Origin of the sequence: Anaerocaecibacter muris (assembly GCF_943192945.1) — a bacterium.
GTDB classification, from domain to species: domain Bacteria; phylum Bacillota; class Clostridia; order Christensenellales; family Pumilibacteraceae; genus Anaerocaecibacter; species Anaerocaecibacter muris.
The window spans coordinates 113,357-138,706 of the sequence record NZ_CALPCE010000006.1 but is presented as its reverse complement, the minus strand read 5'-3'; the positions used below and the strand labels follow the sequence as shown (position 1 = coordinate 138,706).

Sequence of the window (25,350 nt, the reverse complement as noted above, 5' to 3'; positions counted from 1 at the left end):
ACTTAATATTCCCCTCCCATTTTATCCCCCCCCTCACCTATGCTTACGGGAAACAGGATTTCACATAATAAGCGATACGCCAAAGCATATCGCTTACTTGAACAAATCCGAATGAGTACCTGTGCGGTACATAGACAACACCAAAACGTCGTCGAATTTTTCATAGACTAGCAGCCAGTCCGGTTCTATATGACATTCCCAATAACCCGAATACTCCCCGACAAGCATATGAACTCTGTTCTTGGGTTCCAACGGTTCGTCTTTAGCTAATTTTTCAATAATATCAAACAGCTTATCAAGATTTTTACCACGCTTTAACGCCTGCTTCAAATCTTTCTCGAAACGGTTTGTATATTTTACTTCATATATCATAAACCGAGCGCCGCCCTTAATTCTTCAATGCTTGTATAACCCTTTACGTTAGGGTCGTGCGCTATTTTTCTGCCTTCCTCAATAGCCGCTATAGTTTCGGCATTCGGGCTTTCAACGCGCATATCAAACGGCAAACCGTTTTCTCTTATAACCGCTTTTAAAAAAATATTGAAAGCAGTAGAAGTATTGATACCGAGTTCATCGAAAATTTTTTCGGCAGCCGCTTTCGTTTCCTTTGAAGTTCTAATATTAAGATTAGTGTATTCCATAACGCTCCTCCTTTATCTTCAATATCATTCTAACATAGTATATGTAATAAGTCAATATTTTTGCGTAATTTTTCGGAGATTTTCGTAAATTATACGATAAACATCGCGTCGGCTATGCTTATGCGAAACAGGATTGCCGATACACTTTGCCCGTTTACTTGCTGTAATTTATAGGGGGTTATTCCGCCGTCGCGACGGGCGCGGGCGGGGTTTTTGCGGCTTTGTTTTTGCGCTTGCCGTGCAATGCGTTAAGCGCGATGAATATGCCGACAAGCACGACCGTCGCGCATATAACTATCGTGTACATAGCCCACACGGGCACTTCGCCGCCGAAGAAAAACATTTTTGCGTCCAACTCTTTAAGCATGCCGTCCACCGTTTCGCTCGGCAAGCCCGCTTCGGTAAACGCCGAACCGTACCCGCACATGAAGTGCGTGCGCAACAAGCCCGTGCAGTACGTCCACGGCAGGCACATTACAAAGTTGCCCATTCCGCTCGAAAACTGCGCAATGGGATAATACGCGCCGCTTATAAATCCGTAGACCGCCGAAACTATCGTGCATACCGCGCTTACCGCACCGTTGCTTTTTAGAAAGTAGCAAACTATCGAGGACAGCGCCGTGCCGAACAGCACGCCGAGCACAACGTCGAATATTATCAAAAATCCGTCCGCTACGGGTATGCTCCAACCCATAACGGCTATGTAAACAAACCCGACAGTAAGGGCGGTAAGACACACCGTAAGCGTGACGATAGCCGTCGCAAAGTAGTATCCGAGCATGAGCACGCGCGGCTTGACGGGCGCAACGGTAAGGTCGATGCGCGCGCCCGTAACGCGGTCGCTCACCATGCACATATTGGCGACAAACGCCACGGTCACGCAACTGACCGAAATAATGGACGCGACTTCGTACACCGCGACATAACCGTCCATCAGCTTGTCGGACAGCTTAAAGCCCTCGGGCAAATTCATGGCGAACGAATCCGTAAGCACGCCGTGCAAAAACAGCACGTACAGCATAAACAGAATAAGCGGCGAAATAAGCGCGCCTATCAGTGCGCCTTTGTCCTTAAAAAACAGCTTGATATTGCGCGCGGTAAAAGCCGCGGTCTGTCTGATTGTCGTTTTAATCATTGTTTCCGCCCCCTCAATCGCCGAGCGACATGCCCGTCGCCGCAAGAAAAACGTCGTCCATTTTTCCCTTGCTTATTTCGTAATCGGTAAACAACTGCGGATATTTTTTGATAAGCGCGGTCGCTTCCTCCGTGTTTTTGACCTCTATTCTAAACCCGTTGGCAATGGGTTGAAGCGGCTTGTCCAGCTTTTCGAGCTCCGCCGCGTCGCAACCGTAAAACGTGATAAAGTCGCCAGTAAACTTGTTTTTAAGCTCGACGGGCGAACCCGTAGCAACCACCTTGCCCGCGTTGAGTATAACGACATAATCGGCGTCCGCCGCCTCCTCCATGTAGTGCGTCGTCAAGAACACCGTTATTTCCCCGTCGCGGCGAAGTTTGTCTATTACCGACCACACCGTCTTGCGCGTTTGCGGATCAAGCCCCGTCGTCGGCTCGTCGAGTATAAGGATTTTGGGCTTATGTAAAAGCGCGCGCGCAATGTCGCACCTGCGCCGCTGTCCGCCCGACAGCTTGCCAACGGCGCGCTTTTCCAGCTCTTTAAGCGACAGCATACCGTCAAGCTCGGCGTAACGTTTTTCAAACTCCGCGCCGAAAATTCCGTACAACGCCGCGCGGCTTTTAAGATTGTCCTTTACGTTAAGAACTTTGTCGAGCGCGGAATTTTGGAACACCACGCCTATGTCGCGTTTGATGCCGTCAAGCTCTACGTCAATGTCGCGCCCGTCGATTACGACCGTGCCGCCGTCGCGATCGAGCTGACCGCATATAACGGATATTGTCGTGGACTTGCCCGCGCCGTTTACGCCCAAGAACGCAAAAAGCTCGCCGCGCCGTACCTCGAACGAAACGTCGTCCACTGCGGTAAGCGTGCCGAACTTCTTTACAAGATTATCGATTTTTATGACGGTATCCGACATGTTATAAACTCCGTCGCATGCGGATTTTTTGTCGTCCGTAAGCCCGACCCGCACGCGATAACATTATATCACTGCCGAGCAAAGTCAATCATTAAATTTTCGTTAGATTTTTATTAAATTTCACAATCGGTTGTCGAATTGCGCTAATCGTTTTCGCCGTCGGCGCACGCGCCGACCGTCGTTTGTTCCGACGCGTCGGGCTCGTCCGCGCCGTCCGATTGCGGCGGTTCTCCGTCGGTATACTCCACGACTTCGGCTTGCGGCGGATCACCCGCTTGCGGCTGTTCCTCGCTTTGCCGCTGCGATTGTTCGGCAAGATCGCCCGCCGTGGCGTTTGCCCGTTCTATCGCCTGTTCCGCCGCGTCCAATGCTTTTAGCTTTTTGTGACCGTTCACAAGCATATGCAAGCCCAGCGCAAAAATCACGAGCGATATGAGTACGCCTATCGCGGGGTTGAGCTTTGCGGCGAGCGCGGCGGCGTTGTTCTCGGGATGCAGTTCTTTGAGCATCATGGCTTGCAGAGTGAACAGCGAAATAAGCGCGTCGGCAAAACTTGCGTTTTTTACGGCGATAAGCGCCAAATTGTTTTGCTTATGCGATTTTTTAAAGTTGTATATGGCAATGCCCAGTTTCGTAAAAGTATACGCGGCTATCGTCGTGACGTATACAATCGCGCTTACAAAATAATTGTAGCTGTTTTCGTCGTCAATGGTCATTTTAATGACGGGCACAATCGCAACGGCGAGCATGATAAGCATCAATCCGCAATTCGCGTAAGCGCGCACGCCGCGCTTTTCCTCGCTTATCCCGCTGTTTTTGCCGCGGAACTTGGCGGTAACAAGCACTTCCACGCGCGGCAAAATCAAAAACAAATGATAGCCGACAAGCACGCCCAGCCATGCGGACTTTTCGAGATTGGCGATTATTATACCGAAAACGACGTAACAGATATTAAACGCAATCGATCCCGCCGCGTACACGAACGCGCGCGTGCTGTAACTCTTGAAAAACCGTTGAACGCGCGGCTTGTCCTTGGCGCGTTCGGGCACGCCGATAATGGTAAGCACCGCGTAAATAGACAGTATGCAAAAAACAAGCGCGACTATATGCACGGGCAATGCCCACAGCTTTAATCCCAGCCCCAAAAAGTATAAGGTTATGCTCCCGCCGAGCGCAACTATGCCCAACGCCCAGCATACAGCGCACACCCACAGCGGCGGCTTTAACAGGAATTTAACTAATTTATCGCGTTTGCTCATCGAATTGCTATTTTACAATATTTGATTTGTTCTGTCAACATTTAGGTGATAGGATTATGTACGCGAGCGCGTTATTACGCAGCCAATACCGCGCAATAACGCGCGATTGCGGTCAAAAAACTTGCAATATCGAATTTTTAATGTTATACTCTATATATAATTTATACAAGGAATGTCAATGAAACGGGTTCTGCTAAAACTTCGCGAAGCGTTTATATCCGTACTTCCCGTGACGGTTGTAGTGCTTATTCTCGCCGCAACGCCGCTCGTCAACTTTACGGGCGCGGAGTTGGGCGCGTTTTGCGTGTGCGCGGTTTTTCTCATACTCGGCATAGGACTTTTTAACCTCGGCGCAGACCTTGCAATGACGCCCATGGGCGAACAGATAGGTGGCGGTCTTACCAAGTCGCGTAAGATAGCGGTACTACTTATAGTCTGCTTTTTAATGGGCGTGCTTATTACCGTTGCCGAACCCGACCTGTCTGTGCTCGCAGAACAGGTTAAGGGCGTTATGAACGGCACTCTGTTGATAGTGACGGTAGGCGTAGGCGTGGGCTTGTTTCTGCTCATAGCCGTGCTTAAAATCATAATGCGCAAGGACTTGTCCGCTATACTGATGTTCTTTTATATGACCCTGTTCGCGCTGTGCGCATTGCTTATAGAAAGCGGAAAAAACAACTTTCTCGCAATGTGTTTCGATTCGGGCGGCGTGACCACGGGCCCTATAACCGTGCCGTTCATCATGGCGCTCGGCGTGGGCATTGCAACCACCATAGGCGGCAAAAACAGCAACGAAAACAGCTTCGGGCTTGTCGCGCTGTGTTCGATTGGACCGATACTCGCGGTTATTATCCTGTCCATGACGGCGCAGGGCGATTTGACGTATTCCATACCCTCTTACACCGTCGCGTCGGAATTGAGCGGGTTCGGCGGAATCCTGCTCGCGACCTGCCGCGAAGTGGTTATCGCGCTCGCGCTCATTATCGTGTTTTTCGTTATTTTGCAGTTGACGGTGTTAAAACTCCCGCGCGCAAAAATCATACAGATAATAATCGGCATAACGTACACTTTCGTCGGGCTTGTCGTGTTCTTAACGGCGGTCAAGGTCGGGTTTATGCCGATAGGCTTAAAGCTCGGGAAAATGCTCGCCGAAAACCGCGCAGTGCTCATCGCGTTCGGGCTGTTCTTGGGCATGGTCGTAGTGCTCGCCGAGCCGGCTATCCACGTGCTTAACAAGCAAGTCGAAGAAATCACGGGCGGCGGCGTGACCAAAAAAGAAATGCTTATCGCGCTGTGCTTGGGCGTAGGGCTTGCGATCGCGCTGTCCATGATCCGCATAATATACAACTTCTCGGTGCTGTACTACCTAATCCCGGGATATCTGCTGTCGCTCGGACTGTCGTTCTTTGTGCCCAAACTGTATACGGCAATTGCGTTCGATTCAGGCGGCGTTGCGAGCGGTCCGCTCACGTCGGGGTTTATCCTGCCCATGGCGATAGGCGCATGCTCGACAATCGCGCCCGACGCGGTTTTGCAACTTGCGTTCGGCGTGGTGGCAATGGTCGCAATGATCCCGCTGATAACGATACAGGCGCTCGGCTTTAAAGCCGTCATGTCCGCAAAAGCGCGCAACAGAATAACCATGCGCCGCATACTCGCCGCAGACGACGAACAAATTATAAACTTCGCTTGGGAGGACAAAAATGCCAAATAAAAAGAAGTCCGCGCTCAAAGCGAAAGCGGAACATATAAAAACCAAAAGCCGCGCGCGCATTGCCAAAATAAAATCGGCAAGATCCATGCCGACGCACAACACCGTTACAGACAACCGCTTGGAACTGCTTATCACCACGGTAAACCGCAGTAAAACCGAGTTTTACCTCGACCTGTTGCAGTCGTTCGACGTGAATATGCAGTTTGTTACGCTCGCGCACGGCACCGCCGACGAAAAAATGTTGGCACGGTTCGGCTTGACCGACTCCGACAAAACGGTCATATTCAGCGTAATACAGGAAAACAAACTTAAAGACGCGCTCGCCGCGCTCGACAATAAATTCCGCACGATAAAAAACGGCAAGGGCGTTGCGTATACAGTTCCCCTGTCGAGCGTGATAGGAACGTTGATTTTCGGTTTTTTAAGCGATAACCGCATGGCGGTAAAGGAGAACAAGTGATGTCGCACGAACTGATTATGTGTATCGTAAATACAGGCTTTACCGACGTAGTTATGGACGCGGCGCGCGACAAGGGCGCAAGAGGCGGCACGGTCATGCACGCCCGCGGCACAGCCAACAAAGAGGCGGAGGAGTTTTTTCACATCTCTGTCCAGCCCGATAAAGAAGTTGTCATGATACTCGTTCCGTCCGAAATTAAAGACGACGTACTGCACGCGATATACCAAGCCGCAGGGCTTAAAACGGCCGGACAAGGCATAGCGTTCGCCATACCCGTGACCAACGTCGTGGGCTTGTCCGCCGCCGCGCCGTCAACGGAACAGCCCGCGCCGCAACCCGAAAAAACACCCGACGAGAAAGACCCCCCGCAAGCATGATAAATAAGGATAAGTCAAGGACAACCGACCGCCGCATGTTTATACGGCGGTTTTGATTTACCACTCTGCGGCGGTTCGCCGGCTCAATCGACAAGCTCGGATTATTGGTGATAACGCATGTTTTAACTTATTAACAAACAACGCAAATTCCGCGTAGTCGCGACTGATTTTAGGTTGACTACATAACCGAAACGCGCTTGGCGTTTATCTGCTGCGCAAGCCGCTTGGCGGCGTAAAAATGCGCGCGCGTGCGCTTTGCGGGCTTGCCGAAAGCGAGCGTTTGCGCGTGCGCGCCGAGCCGACGCACAAACCGTATATCGGTGACGCACACGTAAACGTCCTTGCATAGCGCAATCAGCCGACGGAGCGCGGCGGCGTTGCGACGCGTGTACTTTGCGCCATCGAGGTTGATAACGACGGGCTTGTCGGCATTGCCGCAAGTCTTTTCGACAAACGTCACGCACCGCATTTCCGCGGGCGCGAGCTTGCCGAGCCGCTTGCTCTCGCGCAAGCGCAGTCTGCCGAGCAGCCCCGCAGGCGGCGCGGTCTTGCACAGCGCGCGGCGGTATTTAAGATACTCCGCTACCGTGAACGCCGCGAACGGCACGTCGCCGTAAGCAAAATAATTGCGCCCGTTCTCGCTGGCGCAGAACAGCACCTCGACGTTGTCGAGCACAACCGCGCCGTCCATCTTGCTAAAATATTCGCGCTTTTGTCGCGCCGAACCCAAACAATAAGTAACCATGTCGTCAATTATGGACGGCACGCACGGCTTTTATACGTTTACACAATCACAGATTGTATTTCTGTCGTGTATTTACTGTCGTCGGTTTACAGCAATTTATCCGAATAATTGCGTTTTTTAAATAAATATACAACACGCATCGATCGCTCTACGCATAAAAATAAAGCCGAAACGTTGTTTCGGCTTTATCGCGTTAATCTTTATATTTGTCGTCGTTCGACCAAGAATACATTTTGCGCAGTTCCGCGCCCACCTTTTCGAGTTGGTGATCGGCTTCCAAGCGACGACGCGCATTGAAGTACGCCCTGCCGTTGTTGTTTTCGGCAATCCAGCGCGACGCAAAATCGCCCGTTTGAATTTCTTTGAGCACGCCTTTCATTTTAGCCTTGACCGACTCGTCTATAAGCCGCTCGCCGACGGTGTAATCGCCGTACTCGGCGGTGTCGGAAATGGAATAACGCATAAACCCGAACCCGCCTTTGTAAATCAAATCGACAATCAACTTTAATTCGTGCACGCACTCGAAGTATGCGTTTTGCGGATCGTACCCCGCTTCGACAAGCGTTTCAAACCCCGCTTTCATGAGCGCGGTCACGCCGCCGCACAGCACGCACTGCTCGCCGAACAGGTCGGTTTCCGTTTCGCACTTGAACGTCGTTTCGAGCACGCCCGCGCGCGCGCCGCCGATGCCCGCGGCGTAAGCCAAAGCAATGTCCGCGCAGTGCCCCGAAACGTCCTGATACACCGCAAAAAGACAGGGCGTGCCCTTGCCCTCGACGTACTCGCTTCGCACCGTGTGCCCCGGCGCTTTGGGCGCGACCATAAACACGTCCACGTCGTCGGGCGGAACGATTTGCTTGAAATGAATATTAAACCCGTGCGCAAACGCGAGCGCCTTGCCCGCTTTGAGATTGGGCAGAATATCCTCGCGGTAGATTTTAGCCTGCTTTTCGTCGGGCGTAAGAATCATAGTCACGTCGGCGAGCTTTGCCGCCTCGTCCGCCGTCATGACGTTAAGCCCCGCCTTTTCCGCGCGTTGCCACGACTTGGAACCTTTGTACAAGCCGACGACGACTTTGACCCCGCTTTCTTTAAGATTGAGCGCGTGCGCATGCCCCTGCGACCCGTACCCGATTATAGCCACCGTCTTTTTCTTCAAGTAGTCGAGGTTGCAATCCTCGGCGTAAAAAATCTTTGCCATGATACACTCCGAAATAATTAAATTACGTTTATTATTATAAACCCGCGCCGCCGCCTTGTCAATCGAATTAGCGCAACGGTTGAGTTTGCAAGCAAATAGACGCAACTTTCCCAAAGCTATTGCATAAGCAATTCGGGCAGAACGATATTCGTTCGCGGGAGCTTGTCCGCCGAAAACTGCGGAATAAGATCGTCGATGGCGCACGGTCGGTCGTCCTGCGCAATGCCCGCCGCGAACGCGAGCGCGCCGATAATCTGTTGCGCGGTCATGCTTTTGAGTAGCCGCGCCGCGCTGTCGCCGTCGCTCTTGCTCAACTTTTTGCCGTTGCCGTAGACGATTAGCGGAATATGATAATATTCGGGCGCGGGCAAGCCCAACAACCGCTGTAAATAAATTTGCCGCGGCGTGTCGTACAGCAAATCCGCGCCGCGCACGACCTCCGTCACACCGCTATCCCCGTCGTCCGCAACAACGGCGAGCTGATACGAATACACCCCGTCGCGCCGACGTATGACAAAATCCCCGCACTCGCGCGCGAGGTTTTGCGCCTGCCTGCCGAATATCCCGTCGTCAAACTCTATAACCTCGTCGGGCACGGACAACCGCAACGACGGAGCTTGCGTCTTTGCCAGTTCCGTCGCCGCTTCGTGCGATAAAGTTTTGCACTTTTGCGAGTACAGCACCCCGCCGTCGGGTAAATGCACCGCGCCGTCCGAGTGAAGCTCCGCGCGCGTGCAAAAGCACGGATAAACAAGTGCGGCGCGGCTCAATTTGCTAACCGCAGTACGGTAAAACTCGGCGCGCGAACTTTGATAAACGATAGGTTCGTCGCTATGTATGCCGAACGCGCCCAACAACTCGATAATATCCGCGGCGGCGCGGCGCGGACAACGCAATGTATCCACGTCCTCGATACGAATAATAAACTTGCCGCCCTTACTCTTTGCGGAAAGATATGCGACGATAGCACATAGAATATTACCCGCGTGCATAAATCCGCTCGGCGTGGGCGCAAACCGCCCGACAACTTCCCTACCGTTCATAAATATATTGTAGCATACTCGGTATGAATTTAGCAACCGCGTTTATTAAACCGACTTACACAATATAATTTTTATGCACCGCAATCATTTACACTTCGGCGTTTCGACCGAGTAGATAATCGACAGAAACATCGAATATATCCGCAATTTTTACAAGACACTCTTGCGACGGTTCAGCCGTTCCGTTTTCATATCGTATATAAGACGGTTGCGTTATTCCCAACTTTTCCGCCATCTCGCTTTGCGTCAAACAAAATAATTTTCGCTGTTCGTATAATCTTTTTTGAAAAATTTTCATATCTACTTGACAATTATTGCAAATAGCTATATACTTATTACAAATTATAGCGTCTTGCTATAATTTGTAATAATGGCTTATTTTGACAGCGTATATTTTATTTACCGATGCAACCGCAATTTCGCAAACGGATTTATTATTATTTATCTTAAAAAGCTTTTGCGGTTCGACGCGGGTTATTCGTTGATGCGCGATCGTCAAATAAAGCGACCGACTTTGTTAAACACAAAGTCGGTCTTTTTCATGGTTGATAAAAATATAAACATTAAAAATGCCCGCATAAAGTTTTCTCGCCTACCTCGTTGCCGCGAAAGAAAGTCAACGAAAAACCATCGATTAACCTTCCCGCGTAAAGGTTTTTTGGTTACTTTTTTGCCTAAAAAAGTAACTCTTGCCTACTCCGTTATTCCAAAAGAAAGTCAACGCACAACTACCGATAAATCTTCACGCATAAAGTTTTCTTGCCTACTTCTTTTTCAAAAGAAGTAGGTTAAAACATTTCTTTAAGCGCGGTATCGACGGCGATAGCCCCGTCGGCGGCGGCGGTGGTGAGCTGGCGCACGGTCTTTGCACGGCAATCGCCTGCGGCGTACACCCCGCGAATATTAGTACGGCACCGATCGTCGGCAACGATATACCCGTCGGTGTCGAGCGCGACGGGCGCGAACGCGGCATTGTCCGGCTGTTGCCCTATCGCAACGAACAGCCCGTCAACATCAATCTTCTGCGCAACGCCGTTCACGTCGAGCGTCAGCCCGTCAAGCTCACCGTCGCCGTGCAACTGCTTGACCACGGCATTGGTGATTATGCGCACGGAATTAAGCTCCTTGGCGCGATCGATAAGCGCCTGTTCCGCACGGAACCCGTCGCGCCGATGAATAATATAAACAAGCCCCGCAACGCCCGCAAGATACAAAGCGTCGGTAAACGCGGCATTGCCCCCGCCGACGACCGCAACGGTCTTGTCCTTAAAGAACGCGCCGTCGCACAGCGCGCAATAACTCACGCCGTTGCCGATAAGGTCTTCCTCTCTCGGCACTCCCAAACGCCTATGCTCGCAACCCGCGGCGATAATAACAGCCTTGGCGGTATACTTGCCCGTGTCCGTGACAACGGTAGTGCACGCGCCCTCGGGCACAATCTTCAACACGGTTTCGCACTTAAAGCTCGCGCCCGACTTTTCGGCTTGGTCGAACAGATCGGACGCGAACTGCGCGCCCGAAATATTGACAATCCCGGGATAGTTTTCGACGTTCGGCGCGTCAACAATCTGACCCCCGAACGAATCGCGCTCTATGACAAGAGCGGTCTTATTCGCCCTGCAAGCATAAACGGCGGAGCTCAAGCCCGCCGTTCCGCCGCCTATGATAATGAAATCAAGCATTGGTTTTGTTCCTTATATACAGTATATATTATTTGCCGCTCAAGAACTTTTTAATCTCCGCGACGCCCGCGTACTTCGCGGTTTCCGCACCGTTGGTCACGATCAGCGTGGGCGCCTGCTTAACGCCATACTTCTTTGCGCTGTCGGGATCCTCGACGGCATTGACGATATTGACGTCCAAACCCGCTTTTTCGAGCATGGGTATAGCGACCTTGCAGTTGGGACAAGTCGGGGTCGTGAACAGCGAATATTGCACTTCGCCCGTCACCTGCGCTTGTTCCTCTTGCGGCTTGGCGGCGCACTTATGCCCCGTATGCGGCGTATCGTACTTCATGGTGTTGTACGTTCTGCGGTCTTTAAACTCCTGCGCCTTGCCGTCGTTCCAGTTCTGAACGGGACGGTAGTAACCGGTTATGCGGCTGTTGACCTCGGTCTTTTCTCCGCACTTCGGGCAGGTGTAAATTTCGCCCGCGATATATCCGTGATTGCGGCACACCGAGTACGTCGGCGACAGCGTGAAGTACGGGAGTTTGTAGTTTTCCGCGACCGTGCGAACAAGTTTCGCCGCGGCTTTCCAATCGGGCAGTTTTTCGCCGAGGAAAGTGTGGAAAACGGTACCCGAAGTGTACAGTGTTTGAAGTTCGTCCTGAATATCCAGCGCGCTGAACACATCCTCGGTATAACCGACAGGCAGGTGCGAACTGTTGGTGTAGTACGGCGTGCCGTTCTCGTTAGCTGTAATGATGTCGGGATAACGCTCTTTGTCGTGCTTGGCAAGACGGTACGTCGTGGACTCCGCGGGCGTTGCTTCGAGGTTGTAAAGATCGCCGTACTGTTCTTGATAAATAACCAAGCGTTCGCGCATGTGGTTGAGCACGTCCTGCGCAAAACGCTGTACGCGCTCGTCCGTGAGGTTGGCGCGCAACCATTTGGCGTTAAGCCCCGCCTCGTTCATACCGACAAGCCCGATCGTCGAGAAGTGGTTGTTGAACGTGCCGAGGTAGCGGCGCGTGTACGGATACAAGCCCTCGTCCATGAGCTTGGTTATAATATCGCGCTTGATTTTGAGCGAGCGCGCCGAAACGTCCATGAGCCTGTCGAGCCGCGCGTAAAAATCCTGTTCGTTTTCCGCAAGATACGCTATGCGCGGCATGTTGATCGTAACAACGCCGACCGAACCCGTGCTCTCGCCGCTTCCGAAGAACCCGCCCGACTTTTTGCGCAGTTCGCGCAGGTCGAGGCGCAGACGGCAACACATACTGCGTATATCCGAAGGCTCCATGTCCGAGTTGATATAGTTGGAGAAGTACGGCGTGCCGTATTTAGCCGCCATTTCAAACAACAAGCGGTTGTTCTCGTTATCCGTCCAATCGAAGTCGCGGGTAATGGAATACGTGGGTATAGGATACTGGAATCCTCTGCCGTTGGCGTCGCCCTCGATCATTATCTCGATAAACGCCTTGTTGACCATGTCCATTTCCTTCTTGCAATCTTTATACTTGAAGTCCATGGGCTTGCCGCCGACGATTGCGGGCTGTTCCGCGAGGTCGGGCGGGCATGTCCAGTCGAGCGTAATATTGGAGAACGGCGCTTGCGTGCCCCAGCGCGACGGCGTGTTCACACCGTAAATAAACGACTCGATGCACTTTTTAACCTCGTTGTACGAAAGGTTGTCCACCTTGACGAACGGAGCGAGGTACGTGTCGAACGACGAAAACGCCTGCGCGCCCGCCCATTCGTTTTGCATAATGCCGAGGAAGTTGACCATCTGATTGCACAGCGTCGCCAAATGGCTCGCGGGCGAACTGCTGATCTTGCCGGGGATACCGCCCAAGCCCTCTTGTATGAGTTGACGCAACGACCAGCCCGCGCAATATCCCGTAAGCATGGACATGTCGTGGATATGAATATCCGCACTGCGGTGCGCCGCCGCTATTTCCTCGTCGTAAATTTCGGACAGCCAGTAATTGGCGGTTATCGCGCCCGAGTTGGACAGAATAAGCCCGCCGACCGAATACGTAACGGTCGAGTTCTCCTTGACGCGCCAGTCCGAAGCCTTGACGTAACTGTCTACAAGCTCCTTGTAGTCGAGAATCGTGGATTTCATATTGCGGATTTTTTCGCGCTGTTTGCGGTACAAAATATACGCCTTGGCAACATCGGCATAGCCCGCCTGAATAAGCACGTGCTCCACACTGTCCTGAATATCCTCGACGGCGACTAACCCGCTTTTGACCTTGCCCGCAAAGTCCGCCGTAACGCGCAACGCGATAAGATCGATAATATCGTCGTTATACTGCTTTTCCTGCGCGTCGAACGCCTTGCGAATCGCTTGACTTATCTTGGAAATATCAAACGAAGTTTGTTTGCCGTCTCTCTTGACTACTTGATACATGTTTTACCTCCACGCCCGCCGCAAACCGCGATAAACCGCGCCCTACGGTCAAGGCTTGCTCATTATAACACCGAACAACCCCCGTGTCAAGCCTTTTACCACTATATATTGTGTTTTTTAAAAATTTTTTTGCCAAAAAACCACAATATTTAGAAACATAATTATGATAATAATAAACACCGTGACTAAACTGCGAGTACAAATAACATTTCCCAATCATTTCGACAGAACAATAAAAACTTATCATTATACCGCACCACACTGCGGCGGTTCGCCTTGATTCCTCGGCAAGCTCGGAATGATGGGGGTATAAGCATATCTTTTCCATATATAAAAATCAAGGCTTGCGCATAGCGCAAGCCTTCCGTAATTTTTCATTTACTCATAGTCCGCGACCTGCCGCAAATGCAGGACGAACGTCGTTTTTTCGCCGCACGCGGGCGGAACGGACACGCCGCAATACATGAGCGCCGCGCCCGAAAACGTTTTATTGAGTTCGCGTATATGATAAATGTTGTGTTCGTCCAGACCCAACAGTCGCACCGACGTTTTGCTCGCGTGCGTGCGTATGCACACTGCGTAAGCGCGCGACTTGTCCTTTGCCACCGACATAAGACACACATCGCCGTCCGCCGCCGACAGTCTGTACAAGTCGCCGTTGAGCGTTGCGGGCGCGTCGTCCTGATACGAAAAAATCTGCGCGCGGATTGCGCGTTTCAGTTCGTCCGTCGCTTCCGTCGGGTCGAGTTCGTAACCCAAGCACCCGAACGTCGCGATGTCGAAACGCGTTTTCAACGAATCCGACGGGGTCGCGGCAACGGCGTTGCGCATGAGGCACGGCGGATAGCACAGCGACTGACCGATTAGCATTTCCGTCGGGACCGCGCCCCACTCTATAACAAGCTCGGGGAACCGCGCCGCCAGCGCGCCGCGAACGCGCCACATGCCCACAGCGAACGGCTTTACTCCGCCTCGCTCAATATCTATCATCAAATATTCGGCGTCGCAATCGGCAATCACGTTTTGCAATGCGGCGATAAACGCCTCGACGGAACGGTCGTCGCTCATATCGACCGCAAACTTGCCGTTCTTTGCCTTGACGCTTTCTTTAATATAAGCCGCACTCGACTTGCCGAGCGCAACGGGCGAAACACGCACGCCGAACTTAATGCCCGCCGCCTTGCACGCCTCGGCAACCGCCTTTATCGCGTCCGCGCTCGCCTCGCCGCAATCAACGGCAAACACGTCGCAACCGAGCTCGCACGCAGTGCCCGCGGCTTCGCACATTTTGTCCACCGACATAATCGGGCTGTACAGCACCGTCGGGCGGCGTTTGCCGTCTATGCGCTCGCCCGAATTTTCGCGCAACACATCGTGAAGTATGCGCGACATGCCGCCCACGCCGCTGTCCGAATACACCGCAAGCGCTTCGGGCAGAGTGTACACGCCGCCCGCCGCTATTTCCGTACCGTTCGCGCCGTCGTCACAGGTTATAACCGTCGCCGCGCCGTCCGTCGTCGCATGCACCGCGCCGTCGCCGTAAGCACACAAAAACCCGTAAACATCGCCGTGCGACTCGCTCGCCGTCGGCTTTGCCGCAGCGATAAAGTTGGTCAAAGCGTTCCCGCCGTCCGAGTATTTACCGACGGGCGTGCGACGCTTTTCGCCGTTGTCGCCTACCGATATTATATCGTACTCGCGCGCGAGCGTTACCGTTTGCGGCGGCGCAGTCAATGTCACCGACTTGCTCCCGTCGTTGTAAATCTCGACGCGCCGAGAAAACCCGCCGCGCGGATAGGGCGTGTAGTACAGCTTGACGCGCAACGCGGCTTTGTAGTCGCGCATGTCGATAACTAATGTTTTACCGCCGCCAAGCGCGGGACGATCGGGCGCGGGCTTGTCCGCCAAGACTTGCGCGCCGCCGTATTCGAGTTTGACCGCAATCGGCTTGCCGTCGCGCGCGAACGTCGCGCCGCCCAGCTCCGACCAGTTTTCCGAGCCGAAACCAAGCGCAGTCAAATCGTCCTCCGGCTCGACGCGCTTGCCGAAATGCACGTGCCGCAACGCGCCGCCGTCGATCTTGAAAATATAGCACGCCTCGCCCGCGGTCAGATAGAACGTACCGCCGTCCGTCTTTATCATAATGCTCCTTTAAAACAGCTTCGCCGTTATATCGAGAAACAGCTTCTGTGGCAAGATATGCCGCAAAAAATTCAATACTTTGTACTTAAACCCGATTATATACATCGGCTTTTTGCACTTGTTGCAACACTTGTAAATCTTTTTCGCCGCGGGTTGGAGCCGCATGCGTTTGTGCTCGCGCGAGTCGATTTTCTGCGCCGAAATTTTGGGCGCGTCGCCGTAACGTTCGCCGCCCTCCGCGTACTTGACGCGATTGGCTGTAAAATTGGTTTTAATATCGCCCGCGCACACCGACGTAACTTTAATGCCGTGTTTTTTGAGTTCCATGTACAACCCGAACGCCGCCATATTGACCGCCGCTTTGCTCGCGCAGTAGATCGCGCGGTACGGCAATGCGAAAAGCGCGCATGCCGACGAAACAAACACCGCGCGCCCGCCCGCCTGCATGTGCTTCAATGCGCATCGCACAAGGTTGAGCGCGCCCGTAAAGTTGAGCGACATTTGCGCCTGCACCTCGTCCAGCGGCAACAGCTCGGTCGCGCCCGACAGTCCGCCGCCCGCATTGGCGATAACGGTATCTATCCCGCCGTAACGGGTCGCAATCTCGTTGACCGCGTTCTCGACCGCCGCGTAATCGGTAACGTCAACGGCAATATCGCCGTTGTCGCCGCCGCGCCGCGACAAGCCTATAACGGTGTCGCCCGCCGCGCGGTACAGCGCGCAAAGCTCCTTTCCTATGCCGCTCGACGAACCCGAAACGATTACTATGCGCGGTTTTTTGCTTTTCATTTATCGACGCCCTCGGTCGGGGCTTCGCCGCTTTCGGGCTTATCGGTCGTTGCCGACTGCGCCGCTTTTTTCGCCGCAGGCTTTTTCCGGGGCTGTTTTTTATCGCCGCCGCAAACTTTTGCGTTTTCGGTTTGACAGCTCGCGCCGCCTATCAAGCGGTTTAACGCCGATAAAAATTCGGGCTCGGTTTTATAGCCCTCGGCTATCAACGCCTCGTTGTACAGCACGGTCACGCAGTCGGCGAACTTGTCGTCGTCCATGCCGTCCATGCTCTTGACGATCGGGTGATCGAGATTGACCTGCAACACGCGCTCGGCTTTTACGCCGCCGCCCATGGCTTCCATAATGCGCTCCATTTCGAGCGACACGTCGCCTTTGGCGGCGAGGCAAACGGGATAAGATTTGAGCTTGTCGGTAGCGGTGACAGCCGCCTTGCCTTTCAGTCGCGCTTCCATACGTTTGAGCAGTTCTTTATGCTCGGCGGACTTGGTTTTGCCATTGTCCGCGCCAGACGCAATGTTCTCGAATTTATGCCCGTCGTAATCCTCGATCATGCGCGCTATAAATTCGTCCACGGGATCGGTAAAGTGTAACACGTCCTTGCCGTTTTCGCGCGCGCCCTCTATCTGCGGAAGCATGGCTATCTTTTCGGTAGTTTCGCCGCACGCATAGAGTATGGGCGCTTTTTCGTCCAGCTTGGCGACGTATTCTTTTATTGTTACGAGTTTTTTGTCCGCGTCCGAATAGTACAACAACAGGTCTTTGAGCTTGTCTTTGTTCGCGCCGAAATTGTCGTATGCGCCGAACTTCAACGCTTTGCCAAACTGCGCAAACACCTTTTCGTATTTTTCCCTGTCGTTCTTTAACAGCTTGTCGAACTCGGCGAGTATCTTCTTTTCCAGTCCGTTGGCTATGGCGACAAGCCTGCGATCGTGCTGTAACGTTTCGCGCGAAATGTTTAACGCAAGGTCGGGCGTGTCCACAACGCCGCGCACAAAGCCCAGATATTCGGGCACAAGCTCGGCGCACTTGTCCATTATCAAAACGCCGTTGCAGTACAGCGACAAGCCGCGCTTATAGTCCTTGGTGTAGTAATCGAACGACGGCTCGCTCGGCACAAACAGCAACGCCGTATAGTCCACCGCGCCCTCGACGCGCGTGCTTATGTTGATAAGCGGCGCGCGATAATCGCGGAACGCGCTTTTATAAAAATCGTCAAGCTCCGTTTCGCCGAGCTCCGACTTGGGCTTTTTCCACACGGGCGTCATGGAATTGAGCACGGTGGTTTCCTCCGCTTTCGCGCCGCCCTCTATCGGTTTTTCGGTGAGCATGCGTATGGGATAACGGATATAATCGGAGTACTTTTTAACGAGTTGCGACAGGCGGTAGCTTTCCAAAAACTCCGAATAGCTTTCGTCGTCGCCGTCCGCTTTGAGCCGTATAATAACGTCCGTGCCCGCGTCCGCGCGCTCGGCGGGCGAAATGTCAAACCCCTCGACGCCGTCCGATTCCCACTTGTAGGCAGACTGTTCGCCCGCCTTGCGGCTGATGACGGTAATGTTGTCGGCGACCATGAACGCCGCGTAAAACCCGACGCCGAACTGTCCTATAAGCTGTTCGCCGTCCGTCTTGCCGCGCTCTTTTTTAAACGCCTCGGTGCCGCTCGCGGCGATAACGCCCAAGCAGTCTTCGAGTTCTTTTTCGTTCATGCCTATGCCGTTGTCGCTGACGGTGAGCGTGCGCGCCGCCTTGTCCGCTTTAAGCTCTATGCCGAAGTCCGCGTCGAGCGACGCGTCCGTGAGCGACATAAATCTGCGCTTGTCGATCGCGTCGGACGCGTTGGAAATAAGCTCGCGCAAAAATATTTCGCGATTGACGTAAATGGAATTGACCACAAGATCGAGTAGTTTTTTGGACTGCGCTTTAAATTCTTTCACCGTAATTTCACTCCTTAACGATTATAATTTTTCAAACAAAAACGCGGACCGCCGCACCGCGCAACCGAATGCGGGCGAACTTCCGCGTTTTGACTTTTTAATTGCCGAACCCCTTGCCTATAACCTCGCGCGCGTTTATCACGTATGCGAAAGTGTTAGGGTACTTTTTGAGTATTTTGTTAAATTCCGCGAGCTGGCGTTTTCGTATTACGCAAACAAGCATGGCGCGCTTGTTATGCGAATACATGCCCGTCACGTCGGTGCACGTAACGCCGCGCCCCAGCTTGGTCATTATCTCTTGACTTATCTCTTCCGGCTCGTCGGTGACGATTTCGTATTTGAGCGCGGTCTTAAAGCCGGTAAGTATTACGTCGCCTATCATGGCGTGACTGAATTCCTCGGTAAGCGCCATGAGCACGGGCGTCATGACCGACGCGACCGTCGCATTGCCGTTTCTGTTAAACACAAAAATCGACGCAAAGATTATAAGCGCGTCCACGCCGTACACGTACCACGATATGTTGGTCGCCTGATATTTTTTATGTATGAGCATTGCGATAATATCGCTTCCGCCCGTCGAGCCGCCTATGCGAATCATCATGGCAAAACCCACGCCGCCGAGCACGCCCGCAGTTATAGCCGCAAAAATAGGCTCGCCGCCCGCATAAGTCGGCACGTCAAAATATTCCATTACCACCATGCCGACCGCGGAGAAAACTATCGCCACGCCCGAAATTACGGTGAACCGCTTGCCTATGAACAGGAACGACAAAACCAACAACGGGAAGTTGAGTATAAGCGTAGTGTAGCCCGCCGAAAACCACGGCACGGCTTTTTCTATGAGTACGCCAATACCCGTAACGCCGCTCGTCGCAAATTCGAACGGCAATACGAACATGTTGACCACAACCGCGCGTATCAAGCCCGATATAAGCACCACTACGGGCACCACAACAAAGTTATTTACGCGTTTTTTAGTTTTGGGATCCATTGCCATATAACGACCTCTTTTGCCGAGTTGTATTATATCAAACGACATAAAAATAATCAAGCGTTTTAATGAAAATCACAACTGGGATAAATTATATTGACCCAAGACGCCGCGACGGTTGACGAACTATTGCGACGCTTATCGGAAGAAACGTTCTCCTATTTTTTCGCCGCATTTAACTACCGTTTCGCAATCGTTCTGCGTATTGATAAAAAACTCGTCGTCTATACGCGCGCGGTCTTTTTCGAGCAACAGGATTATTGTAGATCCGCCGAACTCGAACCGACCTTTTTCCTGTCCGCGCTCGAACCGACCCGACTTAACGTCGTTTACTATGCGCCCTACCATCATTGCACCCACTTCGACCTGCACTGCCGTGCCGAAGTTGTCCGTATCGAGCACGGTGTATTCCCGACAGTTTTCGGTGAATACGCGCCGCTTTTCGAGCGCGGCGGGCTGAACGGTGTGCAGTTTGCCTTTTATAAATGCGTTACGCTCCGCCGTTCCTCCGTCGAAAAAGTGATAGCGGTGATAATCGGTTACGCAAAGCCGAAAAACAAGACACAGCCCGCCGGCGTACCGCGCCGCAAGTTCTTTGTCCTTTAACAGCGTTTCGGTTGTGTAGTCAAAACCTTTCACGTTAAAAGTAAGCCCGTCCGTTATATTGTACGCGGACAGCTTGCCGTCGCACGGCGCGCACAGCGCGTTGGGGTCGAAATCGAACGGACGCAATTCGGGCTTTACCTTGCGCGTAAAGAATTCGTTAAACGATTTGTAATCTTGATCGATAAAAGCCGACATATCTATGCCGTGCTTTTTTACGTACTTTTTTATTTTGCGGCGCGACAGTCTGCCGTCGAGGTAACGCCCGACGAGCTTGCTCACCCACCTGCGCGTTATAAGCCACAGCGCGGTCGCGCCCAATCTATTGTAGTATAAAAACCGCAACGATTTGGGTACGGGCGGTTTTTTCAAAATTTCTCGCATGGCAATCAGTTAAACTTGGTGAGCGGTTGGAACAGCACCACGCCGCACACATAATAACGGATTAGCGCAAGTCCTATTACAAGCACAGTTATGGTTATAACCGTTATTATCAGTCCGCGCGCGTGCGCTTTGAACATTTTGAACTTGATAACGAACAACAGTCCGCAAAGTATATAACAAGTCATCATGAGCACGCTGCGGATAATTTGCGCCTGTTCGGTCGTCACGCCGCACGCGCCGTTATCGAACATGGTCGCTACCAGATAGAAAACGGGCAAAGCGAGCGAAACGTTGGTTATGGGCAAACCCGTATAGGATTCGCGCCGTCCCGCGTTGGGTTCGTTTACTCTGTTTATTTCGTCAACATTAAAGTACGCGAGCCGAACAAGTCCGCACAGAACAAAGAACACGTACACTATGCAATAGTACCAACGCGTCATGCCCATAGCCACGCCCACCATTATGGGCGCAATGCCGAACGACACTATATCGCACAGCGAATCTATTTGCATGCCGAACATTCTGTCGTCGGCGGTGCGGTGTTTGCGCGTGGAGGCGACCATGCCGTCAAACCCGTCGCATAAGCCCGCGAGCAGCACGAAAAACGCGGCTATGTCGTCGCGACGCGGTCCGCCGTATGCCGCGGCAAAACATATCCCGCAAATGGATAAGGCGAGCGACAGATATGTAAGTATTACGCCGTAATGCCAATATCCGACGATATACTTGCTCGTCGGTTTAAGTCTGCGTTTTTTTGCGGGCACGGCAACGTCATCGGCTACCGCGACGGTCGCGGCGCTTTCCGTTTGGGCAGGGTCGATGCTTTCGCCCCCCCCCATCACGTTGTCAATCTTTTCGGTTTCCATCGTCATTCTCCTGTATTTCCTCGTTTAACGATACGACATCGGTAACTTCGCCGTCGTCCGCTTGCGTCGTTTCGCTCGGCTCGCCGCCGTCGTCCGCTTGCGTCGTTTCGCTCGGCTCGTCGGCGTGCTGTTCGGTTTTGTCTTGTGTTTGCTCCGTAAGTTCGATTTGTTCGGTATCGCCGTCGGGCGCGAGCTTACAGTCCGCGTCGGCTTGTCCGCCGTTATGCGTGTCGTCTGCCGACGGGCTCGGAACGGGCGCGGACTTTTTATTTACGGTTAAGTCGTCGCCGTCCGCAAGCTCTTTAAGCACTTTTTCGCTGTTGAGCGCGGTGAACATATCCACGTCCTCCGGCTCTTTTTTGTTGTTTTTAAGCCCCGCCGCGTGATAAACCAGAGTGTACAGCCCCGTCACTATCATGCAGATATAGTACGAAATGGAACGCGACACCATCATTGCGGCGAGTATGAATTTCATGTCGAACGCACCGCCTATGCCGAACACGTTGGGGTACAAATATTCGTAAGCGCCCGTGCCGCCGGGGAGCGGTATGGAGTTGTAGCCGGTAAGCACATAAGCCTGCATGCAAAACAGTTCCAAAAAATTGCACGCTTCGGGGCGCGCCGCCATCATGACAAAGCACGGAATAAGCGTTTGCGACACGCGTTGCGCAATGTTCAACAGCAAAACGTTGACAAACAACATAGGGTGCTGTTTGAGCACTTTGCGGCACGAACGGTATTTGGTGACGACGTTGTCCAGTTTGCCGCGCCATTTGTCGGGCTTTTTTATAATATGGATTTTTGTGAGCAGGGATATTCCCCACCCGCCTATTTTAAGGATAACGCGCGCGCGGAACAGACACAGCAACAACAGCGCAAGCAACAGCAACTGGATTACAAACCCGAGTATTATAAGCGTTTTCGCAAACCAATGTCCTATCTGTCCGAACATTGCGGGGCAAGCAATAACGCCGAACAGCCCGACAAGTATAGTTGCAACGGTGTAGCCTATTATGTTGAACAGCACCGTAAATCCCGCCGTGCCGCCACTCATGCCGTCGCGCATCATGTAATACGCCGAAGCGGGCTGACCGCCGCTCGCCGACGGGGTTATTGCCGAATAGTAAAGGTCGCTCGTCGAGTACGCAACCGACGAAACGAATTTGCTTTTATGTCCGAGCTTATGCGCTATTACGTGCAGGCTTATCGCCTCGAAAATTATATAACCCAAAAGTCCCCCGAACGCGCCCGCTATGTAGTACGGATTACAGCCGGAGAGAAACACACCTATGTCGTGCAGGTTTATGTCTTGACTGACAAACACGACGGTCAAAGTGACGCCGATTAGCACGACAAGGAAAGTTATATTGAGAATTTGCTTTTTTGCCCGTTTGGACAGCTTTTTAGCCATTAAAAATACGCTCTCGATTCGGCGCGTGCCGAACTTATCAAAATTGTATTTCTTTACGGCTCGACCCGCGTGGCGACAACCCGTCTTGCGGCAAACCGTATTACGCCTATTATAACATATGCTTTGACAGGTGTCAAACAAAGCAAGATAAATGCCCGCCTAATTTCACCTTTCCGTCATTAAAATTACATTAGAAAATATCGCAACACAGCGGCGCGGCGGCATTTGCTTTGAATAATGCTTGCGCAATTCACGCTGTTGTGGTACAATATTACCGTAATTACAATATAAATTGTAATATAGTGAGGAACGACAATGCACAAAGACAAACAAAACGGCGAAAGCCTTTCGCCTACCGACTTTTTGGCAAAAAAGTACTTCGACCAAGCGGAAAAGTATTTCACGGGCGACGGCGTCGCGGTTGACTTTGCAAAAGCCGCGTCTGGCTATGCGCAAAGCGCAAAGCTCGGCTATGCCCCCGCAATATTCTCGCTGGGCGTGTGCTATATTCGCGGCATGGGCGTCAAGCACGACGAGCACCGCGCATACGAACTTATAAAGCAAGCCGCGGACATGGGCAACCTCGACGCGCAATTCACGCTCGGACATTTCTACTTCGACGGCTCGGTCGTCGAACGCGATTACGACAAAGCGGCAAAGATTTTCCAAGCCGCCGCCGACAAGGATCACCCCGGCGGACTTAACGACCTCGGCTTTTGCTATCAGCGCGGACTGGGCGTGGAGAAGGATTTGGAAAAAGCGTTCGAGTGTTTTTCCCGCGCCGCCGAAAGCGATTTTGCCGCCGCGCAAAACAACGTCGGCGATTGCTACAACTTTGGCAGAGGCGTAAAGGCGGACGGCGAAAAAGCGTACCTTTACTACTACCGCGCCGCGCAGAACGGCTACGCCATTGCGCAAAACAACGTCGGTATGTGCTATCTTAACGGCAGAGGCGTAAAAGCCGACTTCGAGCAAGCCGTGCGCTGGTTCGAGGAGGCGGGCAAGCTCGGCAATCCCGTCGCGGTCGCCAACCTCGGGTTTTGTTACGAGTCGGGCAGAGGCGTGGAAAAGAACGCCGAAAAAGCCGTTCAGTTATACACCATTTCCGCCGACGCGGACAGCGCGCCCGGGCAATACAATCTCGCAAAAGCGTTGCGCGACGGCAACGGCGTAAAAGCCGATCCCGAGCGCGCGTTCTCGCTGTTCAAACGCTCCGCCGAACAGCAATTCCCCGTCGCATATGCCGATCTTGCGGCGTGCTATGAACAAGGTATCGGCACCAAACCCGACGCGGAACTTGCAAAAAAATACCACGACCTTGCGCAAGACGCAGGCTATCCCGCGGCAAGCGCGACTGCGTCCGAAGAATAACAAGCTATTACGATTACAACACTTTAACTTAATTAAACACATCAAAAAACTCCCGTCGGAATCATCCCGTCGGGAGTTTTGCTTTTACTCATCTCGAGCGTTTTGCGGTTACGATACTTTTATTTTGGCAATCGTGCCGCCGTTCTTCGCAAGCGTTATAAGATATGTGCCGTTTGCCTCGAAGCCGTTGAAGTTGCCAGACTCGATCGCGGAGTTCGCGCCCCAAGTGAACTTCATGCCGAGCGACGCGGCGAACGCATTGTTCAACGTTATCTTGCTCGTCAAGACGGGACGGGAATTCCATTCGCCCGCAAAGTAGTTGCCGCCGCTATTCCACATCCAAATTTTGTACTTGCTCAAATCGGTTACGTCATTGCCGACCGAATCTTTTAGGTAAATGGTGAGAGTAACGCCGTCCGAGAAAGTGAGCGTGCTCGCCGTGCCTTGCGGCAATTCCGTTTCCTCGCCGATGTCGGACGGTCCCGTAAATTCGACGGTGTAAGTGCCGTCCTTGTTCGCGCGCAGATACAGACTGAACGCGCCCGTCGTCGTCACTTTGAACGATGATTGCGCTGTAGACGTATTCGACTTGTCTACGCCGATACTGCTCGGATCGATAAACGCGCTTATTTTAGTTCCGTTGACTTGCAATGTGACGACGTCGCCTTTTGTCAGTTTAACCGTCGCGTCCACGCCCAGCCAATATTCTGTCGTCGTCGTATTGCCCGCGTTCACAACGAGTTTATGCAACGTGCCGTTTACAACCAAGCCCGTATCTTTACCCGGTTGCGGTTCGGGTTCGGGTTCGGGTTCGGGCGTGGGGTCGATTACCGCGCCGCCGCCCTCCGTTTGCCACTGCGCGTACAGATACAAGTCCTCGCCGAGCGAAGCGGGCATTTTTTCCACCGTTTCCACAATTCCGTCTTTGGCATAAGTCCAGCCGACAAACGTCGTTTTTGCGCGTGTCGTTTCCGCGGCGGGCAAATCCTCGCCTGCGGCTACTGTCGCGAAGTACGCGTTAGACACAAAGTATTCGCCCTCTTGCGCTTCGGTAAGTTTGGTCGCGCCCGACGACACCGTGTTTTCGGTCGAGCCGAAGCCCTGCTGATACCCGGGCGAAAGTATTACCTTATACTGCGAATCGGCGCTTGTCATTGCCGAGTGCGTTCCGCCCGCGACGCCGTTGTCTTTTATTTCCGCCGCGCAGCCCGTGCAGAACCCGCAGAATGCGGTCGCCATGCACAGCGCGGTCGCTATTGACGTTATCTTTTTCATAGTTCTCTAC

Annotated in this window: 23 protein-coding genes; 4 read left to right on the top strand and 19 right to left on the bottom strand. The window is 52.7% G+C overall.

The annotated features are described in order from the left end of the window. Positions 1-93: 93 nt before the first annotated feature. The 5 genes from NFR57_RS07120 to NFR57_RS07100 all read right to left on the bottom strand — a co-directional run bounded on the left by NFR57_RS07120 (position 94) and on the right by NFR57_RS07100 (position 3,954). Entirely contained in the window at positions 94-372 is a 279-nt protein-coding gene (locus tag NFR57_RS07120) for a type II toxin-antitoxin system YafQ family toxin (RefSeq protein WP_251183152.1), read from the bottom strand. Beyond that, on the bottom strand, positions 369-641 hold the full coding sequence (locus NFR57_RS07115; protein WP_251183151.1) for a type II toxin-antitoxin system RelB/DinJ family antitoxin: 273 nt from the start codon (positions 639-641) through the stop codon (positions 369-371). The genes NFR57_RS07120 and NFR57_RS07115 overlap by 4 nt, the downstream gene beginning before the upstream one ends. A gap of 178 nt (positions 642-819) precedes the next feature. Then, positions 820-1,776 (bottom strand): ABC transporter permease, encoded by a 957-nt coding sequence (locus tag NFR57_RS07110; RefSeq protein WP_251183150.1) that lies wholly within the window; start codon positions 1,774-1,776, stop codon positions 820-822. Positions 1,777-1,789: 13 nt separating this feature from the next. Further along, positions 1,790-2,695: an ABC transporter ATP-binding protein gene (locus tag NFR57_RS07105; protein ID WP_251183149.1), complete on the bottom strand. Its 906-nt coding sequence runs from the start codon at positions 2,693-2,695 to the stop codon at positions 1,790-1,792. A 143-nt stretch (positions 2,696-2,838) separates the two neighbouring features. Then, a complete protein-coding gene (locus NFR57_RS07100) occupies positions 2,839-3,954 on the bottom strand; it encodes a hypothetical protein (RefSeq protein ID WP_251183148.1) in 1,116 nt (371 codons plus the stop codon). A gap of 178 nt (positions 3,955-4,132) precedes the next feature. Here NFR57_RS07100 and NFR57_RS07095 point away from each other — a divergent pair, with 178 nt between their 5' ends. From NFR57_RS07095 to NFR57_RS07085, 3 genes are read left to right on the top strand one after another with little or no spacing between them, the layout of a single operon-like run. Beyond that, positions 4,133-5,668, top strand: a complete 1,536-nt coding sequence (locus tag NFR57_RS07095; RefSeq protein WP_251183147.1) for a DUF1538 domain-containing protein — start codon at positions 4,133-4,135, stop codon at positions 5,666-5,668. Next, positions 5,658-6,128, top strand: a complete 471-nt coding sequence (locus NFR57_RS07090) for a hypothetical protein (RefSeq protein WP_251183146.1) — start codon at positions 5,658-5,660, stop codon at positions 6,126-6,128. Before NFR57_RS07095 ends, NFR57_RS07090 begins: the two co-directional genes overlap by 11 nt. After that, positions 6,128-6,505, top strand: coding sequence for a P-II family nitrogen regulator (locus tag NFR57_RS07085; RefSeq protein WP_251183145.1), 378 nt, complete (start codon positions 6,128-6,130; stop codon positions 6,503-6,505). The genes NFR57_RS07090 and NFR57_RS07085 overlap by 1 nt, the downstream gene beginning before the upstream one ends. A 178-nt stretch (positions 6,506-6,683) precedes the next feature. Here the strand turns inward: NFR57_RS07085 and NFR57_RS07080 are convergent, their stop codons facing one another. From NFR57_RS07080 to NFR57_RS07020, 13 genes are all read right to left on the bottom strand, one after another. Next, positions 6,684-7,250 carry a hypothetical protein gene (locus NFR57_RS07080; protein ID WP_251183144.1) on the bottom strand — a complete coding sequence of 189 codons (567 nt, stop codon included), beginning with the start codon at positions 7,248-7,250 and terminating at the stop codon, positions 6,684-6,686. A 193-nt stretch (positions 7,251-7,443) separates the two neighbouring features. After that, positions 7,444-8,451, bottom strand: coding sequence for a ketol-acid reductoisomerase (gene ilvC / locus NFR57_RS07075; protein ID WP_251183143.1), 1,008 nt, complete (start codon positions 8,449-8,451; stop codon positions 7,444-7,446). A 116-nt stretch (positions 8,452-8,567) separates the two neighbouring features. Further along, positions 8,568-9,494: a tRNA glutamyl-Q(34) synthetase GluQRS gene (gene gluQRS, locus NFR57_RS07070; protein WP_251183142.1), complete on the bottom strand. Its 927-nt coding sequence runs from the start codon at positions 9,492-9,494 to the stop codon at positions 8,568-8,570. A gap of 88 nt (positions 9,495-9,582) precedes the next feature. After that, the gene (locus NFR57_RS07065) at positions 9,583-9,792 is read right to left on the bottom strand and encodes a helix-turn-helix domain-containing protein (RefSeq protein ID WP_275557186.1); all 210 of its coding nucleotides are present in this window, start codon (positions 9,790-9,792) and stop codon (positions 9,583-9,585) included. A 490-nt stretch (positions 9,793-10,282) separates the two neighbouring features. After that, the gene (locus NFR57_RS07060) at positions 10,283-11,176 is read right to left on the bottom strand and encodes an NAD(P)/FAD-dependent oxidoreductase (RefSeq protein ID WP_251183140.1); all 894 of its coding nucleotides are present in this window, start codon (positions 11,174-11,176) and stop codon (positions 10,283-10,285) included. Between the two features lie 28 nt (positions 11,177-11,204). Beyond that, complete coding sequence (locus tag NFR57_RS07055; protein WP_251183139.1) at positions 11,205-13,571, bottom strand: ribonucleoside triphosphate reductase; 2,367 nt, start codon at positions 13,569-13,571, stop codon at positions 11,205-11,207. Between the two features lie 378 nt (positions 13,572-13,949). Beyond that, on the bottom strand, positions 13,950-15,713 hold the full coding sequence (locus NFR57_RS07050; RefSeq protein ID WP_251183138.1) for an alpha-galactosidase: 1,764 nt from the start codon (positions 15,711-15,713) through the stop codon (positions 13,950-13,952). 9 nt (positions 15,714-15,722) lie between these two features. Further along, positions 15,723-16,502, bottom strand: coding sequence for an SDR family NAD(P)-dependent oxidoreductase (locus NFR57_RS07045; protein WP_251183137.1), 780 nt, complete (start codon positions 16,500-16,502; stop codon positions 15,723-15,725). Further along, positions 16,499-18,439, bottom strand: coding sequence for a molecular chaperone HtpG (gene htpG / locus NFR57_RS07040; RefSeq protein WP_251183136.1), 1,941 nt, complete (start codon positions 18,437-18,439; stop codon positions 16,499-16,501). The genes NFR57_RS07045 and htpG overlap by 4 nt, the downstream gene beginning before the upstream one ends. Before the next feature lie 97 nt (positions 18,440-18,536). Then, positions 18,537-19,436, bottom strand: coding sequence for a YitT family protein (locus tag NFR57_RS07035; RefSeq protein WP_251183135.1), 900 nt, complete (start codon positions 19,434-19,436; stop codon positions 18,537-18,539). Positions 19,437-19,568: 132 nt separating this feature from the next. After that, entirely contained in the window at positions 19,569-20,405 is an 837-nt protein-coding gene (locus tag NFR57_RS07030; protein ID WP_251183134.1) for a phosphatidylserine decarboxylase, read from the bottom strand. Between the two features lie 17 nt (positions 20,406-20,422). Beyond that, positions 20,423-21,283 carry a CDP-alcohol phosphatidyltransferase family protein gene (locus NFR57_RS07025; protein WP_251183133.1) on the bottom strand — a complete coding sequence of 287 codons (861 nt, stop codon included), beginning with the start codon at positions 21,281-21,283 and terminating at the stop codon, positions 20,423-20,425. Continuing rightward, positions 21,264-22,694, bottom strand: a complete 1,431-nt coding sequence (locus tag NFR57_RS07020) for a lysylphosphatidylglycerol synthase transmembrane domain-containing protein (RefSeq protein WP_251183132.1) — start codon at positions 22,692-22,694, stop codon at positions 21,264-21,266. The genes NFR57_RS07025 and NFR57_RS07020 overlap by 20 nt, the downstream gene beginning before the upstream one ends. Before the next feature lie 315 nt (positions 22,695-23,009). Here NFR57_RS07020 and NFR57_RS07015 point away from each other — a divergent pair, with 315 nt between their 5' ends. After that, the gene (locus NFR57_RS07015) at positions 23,010-24,065 is read left to right on the top strand and encodes a tetratricopeptide repeat protein (protein WP_251183131.1); all 1,056 of its coding nucleotides are present in this window, start codon (positions 23,010-23,012) and stop codon (positions 24,063-24,065) included. Positions 24,066-24,173: 108 nt separating this feature from the next. Here NFR57_RS07015 and NFR57_RS07010 read toward each other — a convergent pair whose 3' ends face one another. After that, positions 24,174-25,340 carry a hypothetical protein gene (locus NFR57_RS07010; RefSeq protein ID WP_251183130.1) on the bottom strand — a complete coding sequence of 389 codons (1,167 nt, stop codon included), beginning with the start codon at positions 25,338-25,340 and terminating at the stop codon, positions 24,174-24,176. Positions 25,341-25,350 lie beyond the last annotated feature (10 nt).

Excerpts from the sequence above, each read along its gene's own strand:
- NFR57_RS07120 (WP_251183152.1), bottom strand. The coding sequence starts at position 372 with ATGATATATGAAGTAAAATATACAAACCGTTTCGAGAAAGATTTGAAG.
- NFR57_RS07115 (WP_251183151.1), bottom strand. The coding sequence starts at position 641 with ATGGAATACACTAATCTTAATATTAGAACTTCAAAGGAAACGAAAGCG.
- NFR57_RS07110 (WP_251183150.1), bottom strand. The coding sequence starts at position 1,776 with ATGATTAAAACGACAATCAGACAGACCGCGGCTTTTACCGCGCGCAAT.
- NFR57_RS07105 (WP_251183149.1), bottom strand. The coding sequence starts at position 2,695 with ATGTCGGATACCGTCATAAAAATCGATAATCTTGTAAAGAAGTTCGGC.
- NFR57_RS07100 (WP_251183148.1), bottom strand. The coding sequence starts at position 3,954 with ATGAGCAAACGCGATAAATTAGTTAAATTCCTGTTAAAGCCGCCGCTG.
- NFR57_RS07095 (WP_251183147.1), top strand. The coding sequence starts at position 4,133 with ATGAAACGGGTTCTGCTAAAACTTCGCGAAGCGTTTATATCCGTACTT.
- NFR57_RS07090 (WP_251183146.1), top strand. The coding sequence starts at position 5,658 with ATGCCAAATAAAAAGAAGTCCGCGCTCAAAGCGAAAGCGGAACATATA.
- NFR57_RS07085 (WP_251183145.1), top strand. The coding sequence starts at position 6,128 with ATGTCGCACGAACTGATTATGTGTATCGTAAATACAGGCTTTACCGAC.
- NFR57_RS07080 (WP_251183144.1), bottom strand. The coding sequence starts at position 7,250 with ATGGTTACTTATTGTTTGGGTTCGGCGCGACAAAAGCGCGAATATTTT.
- ilvC (WP_251183143.1), bottom strand. The coding sequence starts at position 8,451 with ATGGCAAAGATTTTTTACGCCGAGGATTGCAACCTCGACTACTTGAAG.
- gluQRS (WP_251183142.1), bottom strand. The coding sequence starts at position 9,494 with ATGAACGGTAGGGAAGTTGTCGGGCGGTTTGCGCCCACGCCGAGCGGA.
- NFR57_RS07065 (WP_275557186.1), bottom strand. The coding sequence starts at position 9,792 with ATGAAAATTTTTCAAAAAAGATTATACGAACAGCGAAAATTATTTTGT.
- NFR57_RS07060 (WP_251183140.1), bottom strand. The coding sequence starts at position 11,176 with ATGCTTGATTTCATTATCATAGGCGGCGGAACGGCGGGCTTGAGCTCC.
- NFR57_RS07055 (WP_251183139.1), bottom strand. The coding sequence starts at position 13,571 with ATGTATCAAGTAGTCAAGAGAGACGGCAAACAAACTTCGTTTGATATT.
- NFR57_RS07050 (WP_251183138.1), bottom strand. The coding sequence starts at position 15,713 with ATGATAAAGACGGACGGCGGTACGTTCTATCTGACCGCGGGCGAGGCG.
- NFR57_RS07045 (WP_251183137.1), bottom strand. The coding sequence starts at position 16,502 with ATGAAAAGCAAAAAACCGCGCATAGTAATCGTTTCGGGTTCGTCGAGC.
- NFR57_RS07035 (WP_251183135.1), bottom strand. The coding sequence starts at position 19,436 with ATGGCAATGGATCCCAAAACTAAAAAACGCGTAAATAACTTTGTTGTG.
- NFR57_RS07025 (WP_251183133.1), bottom strand. The coding sequence starts at position 21,283 with ATGGAAACCGAAAAGATTGACAACGTGATGGGGGGGGGCGAAAGCATC.
- NFR57_RS07020 (WP_251183132.1), bottom strand. The coding sequence starts at position 22,694 with ATGGCTAAAAAGCTGTCCAAACGGGCAAAAAAGCAAATTCTCAATATA.
- NFR57_RS07015 (WP_251183131.1), top strand. The coding sequence starts at position 23,010 with ATGCACAAAGACAAACAAAACGGCGAAAGCCTTTCGCCTACCGACTTT.
- NFR57_RS07010 (WP_251183130.1), bottom strand. The coding sequence starts at position 25,340 with ATGAAAAAGATAACGTCAATAGCGACCGCGCTGTGCATGGCGACCGCA.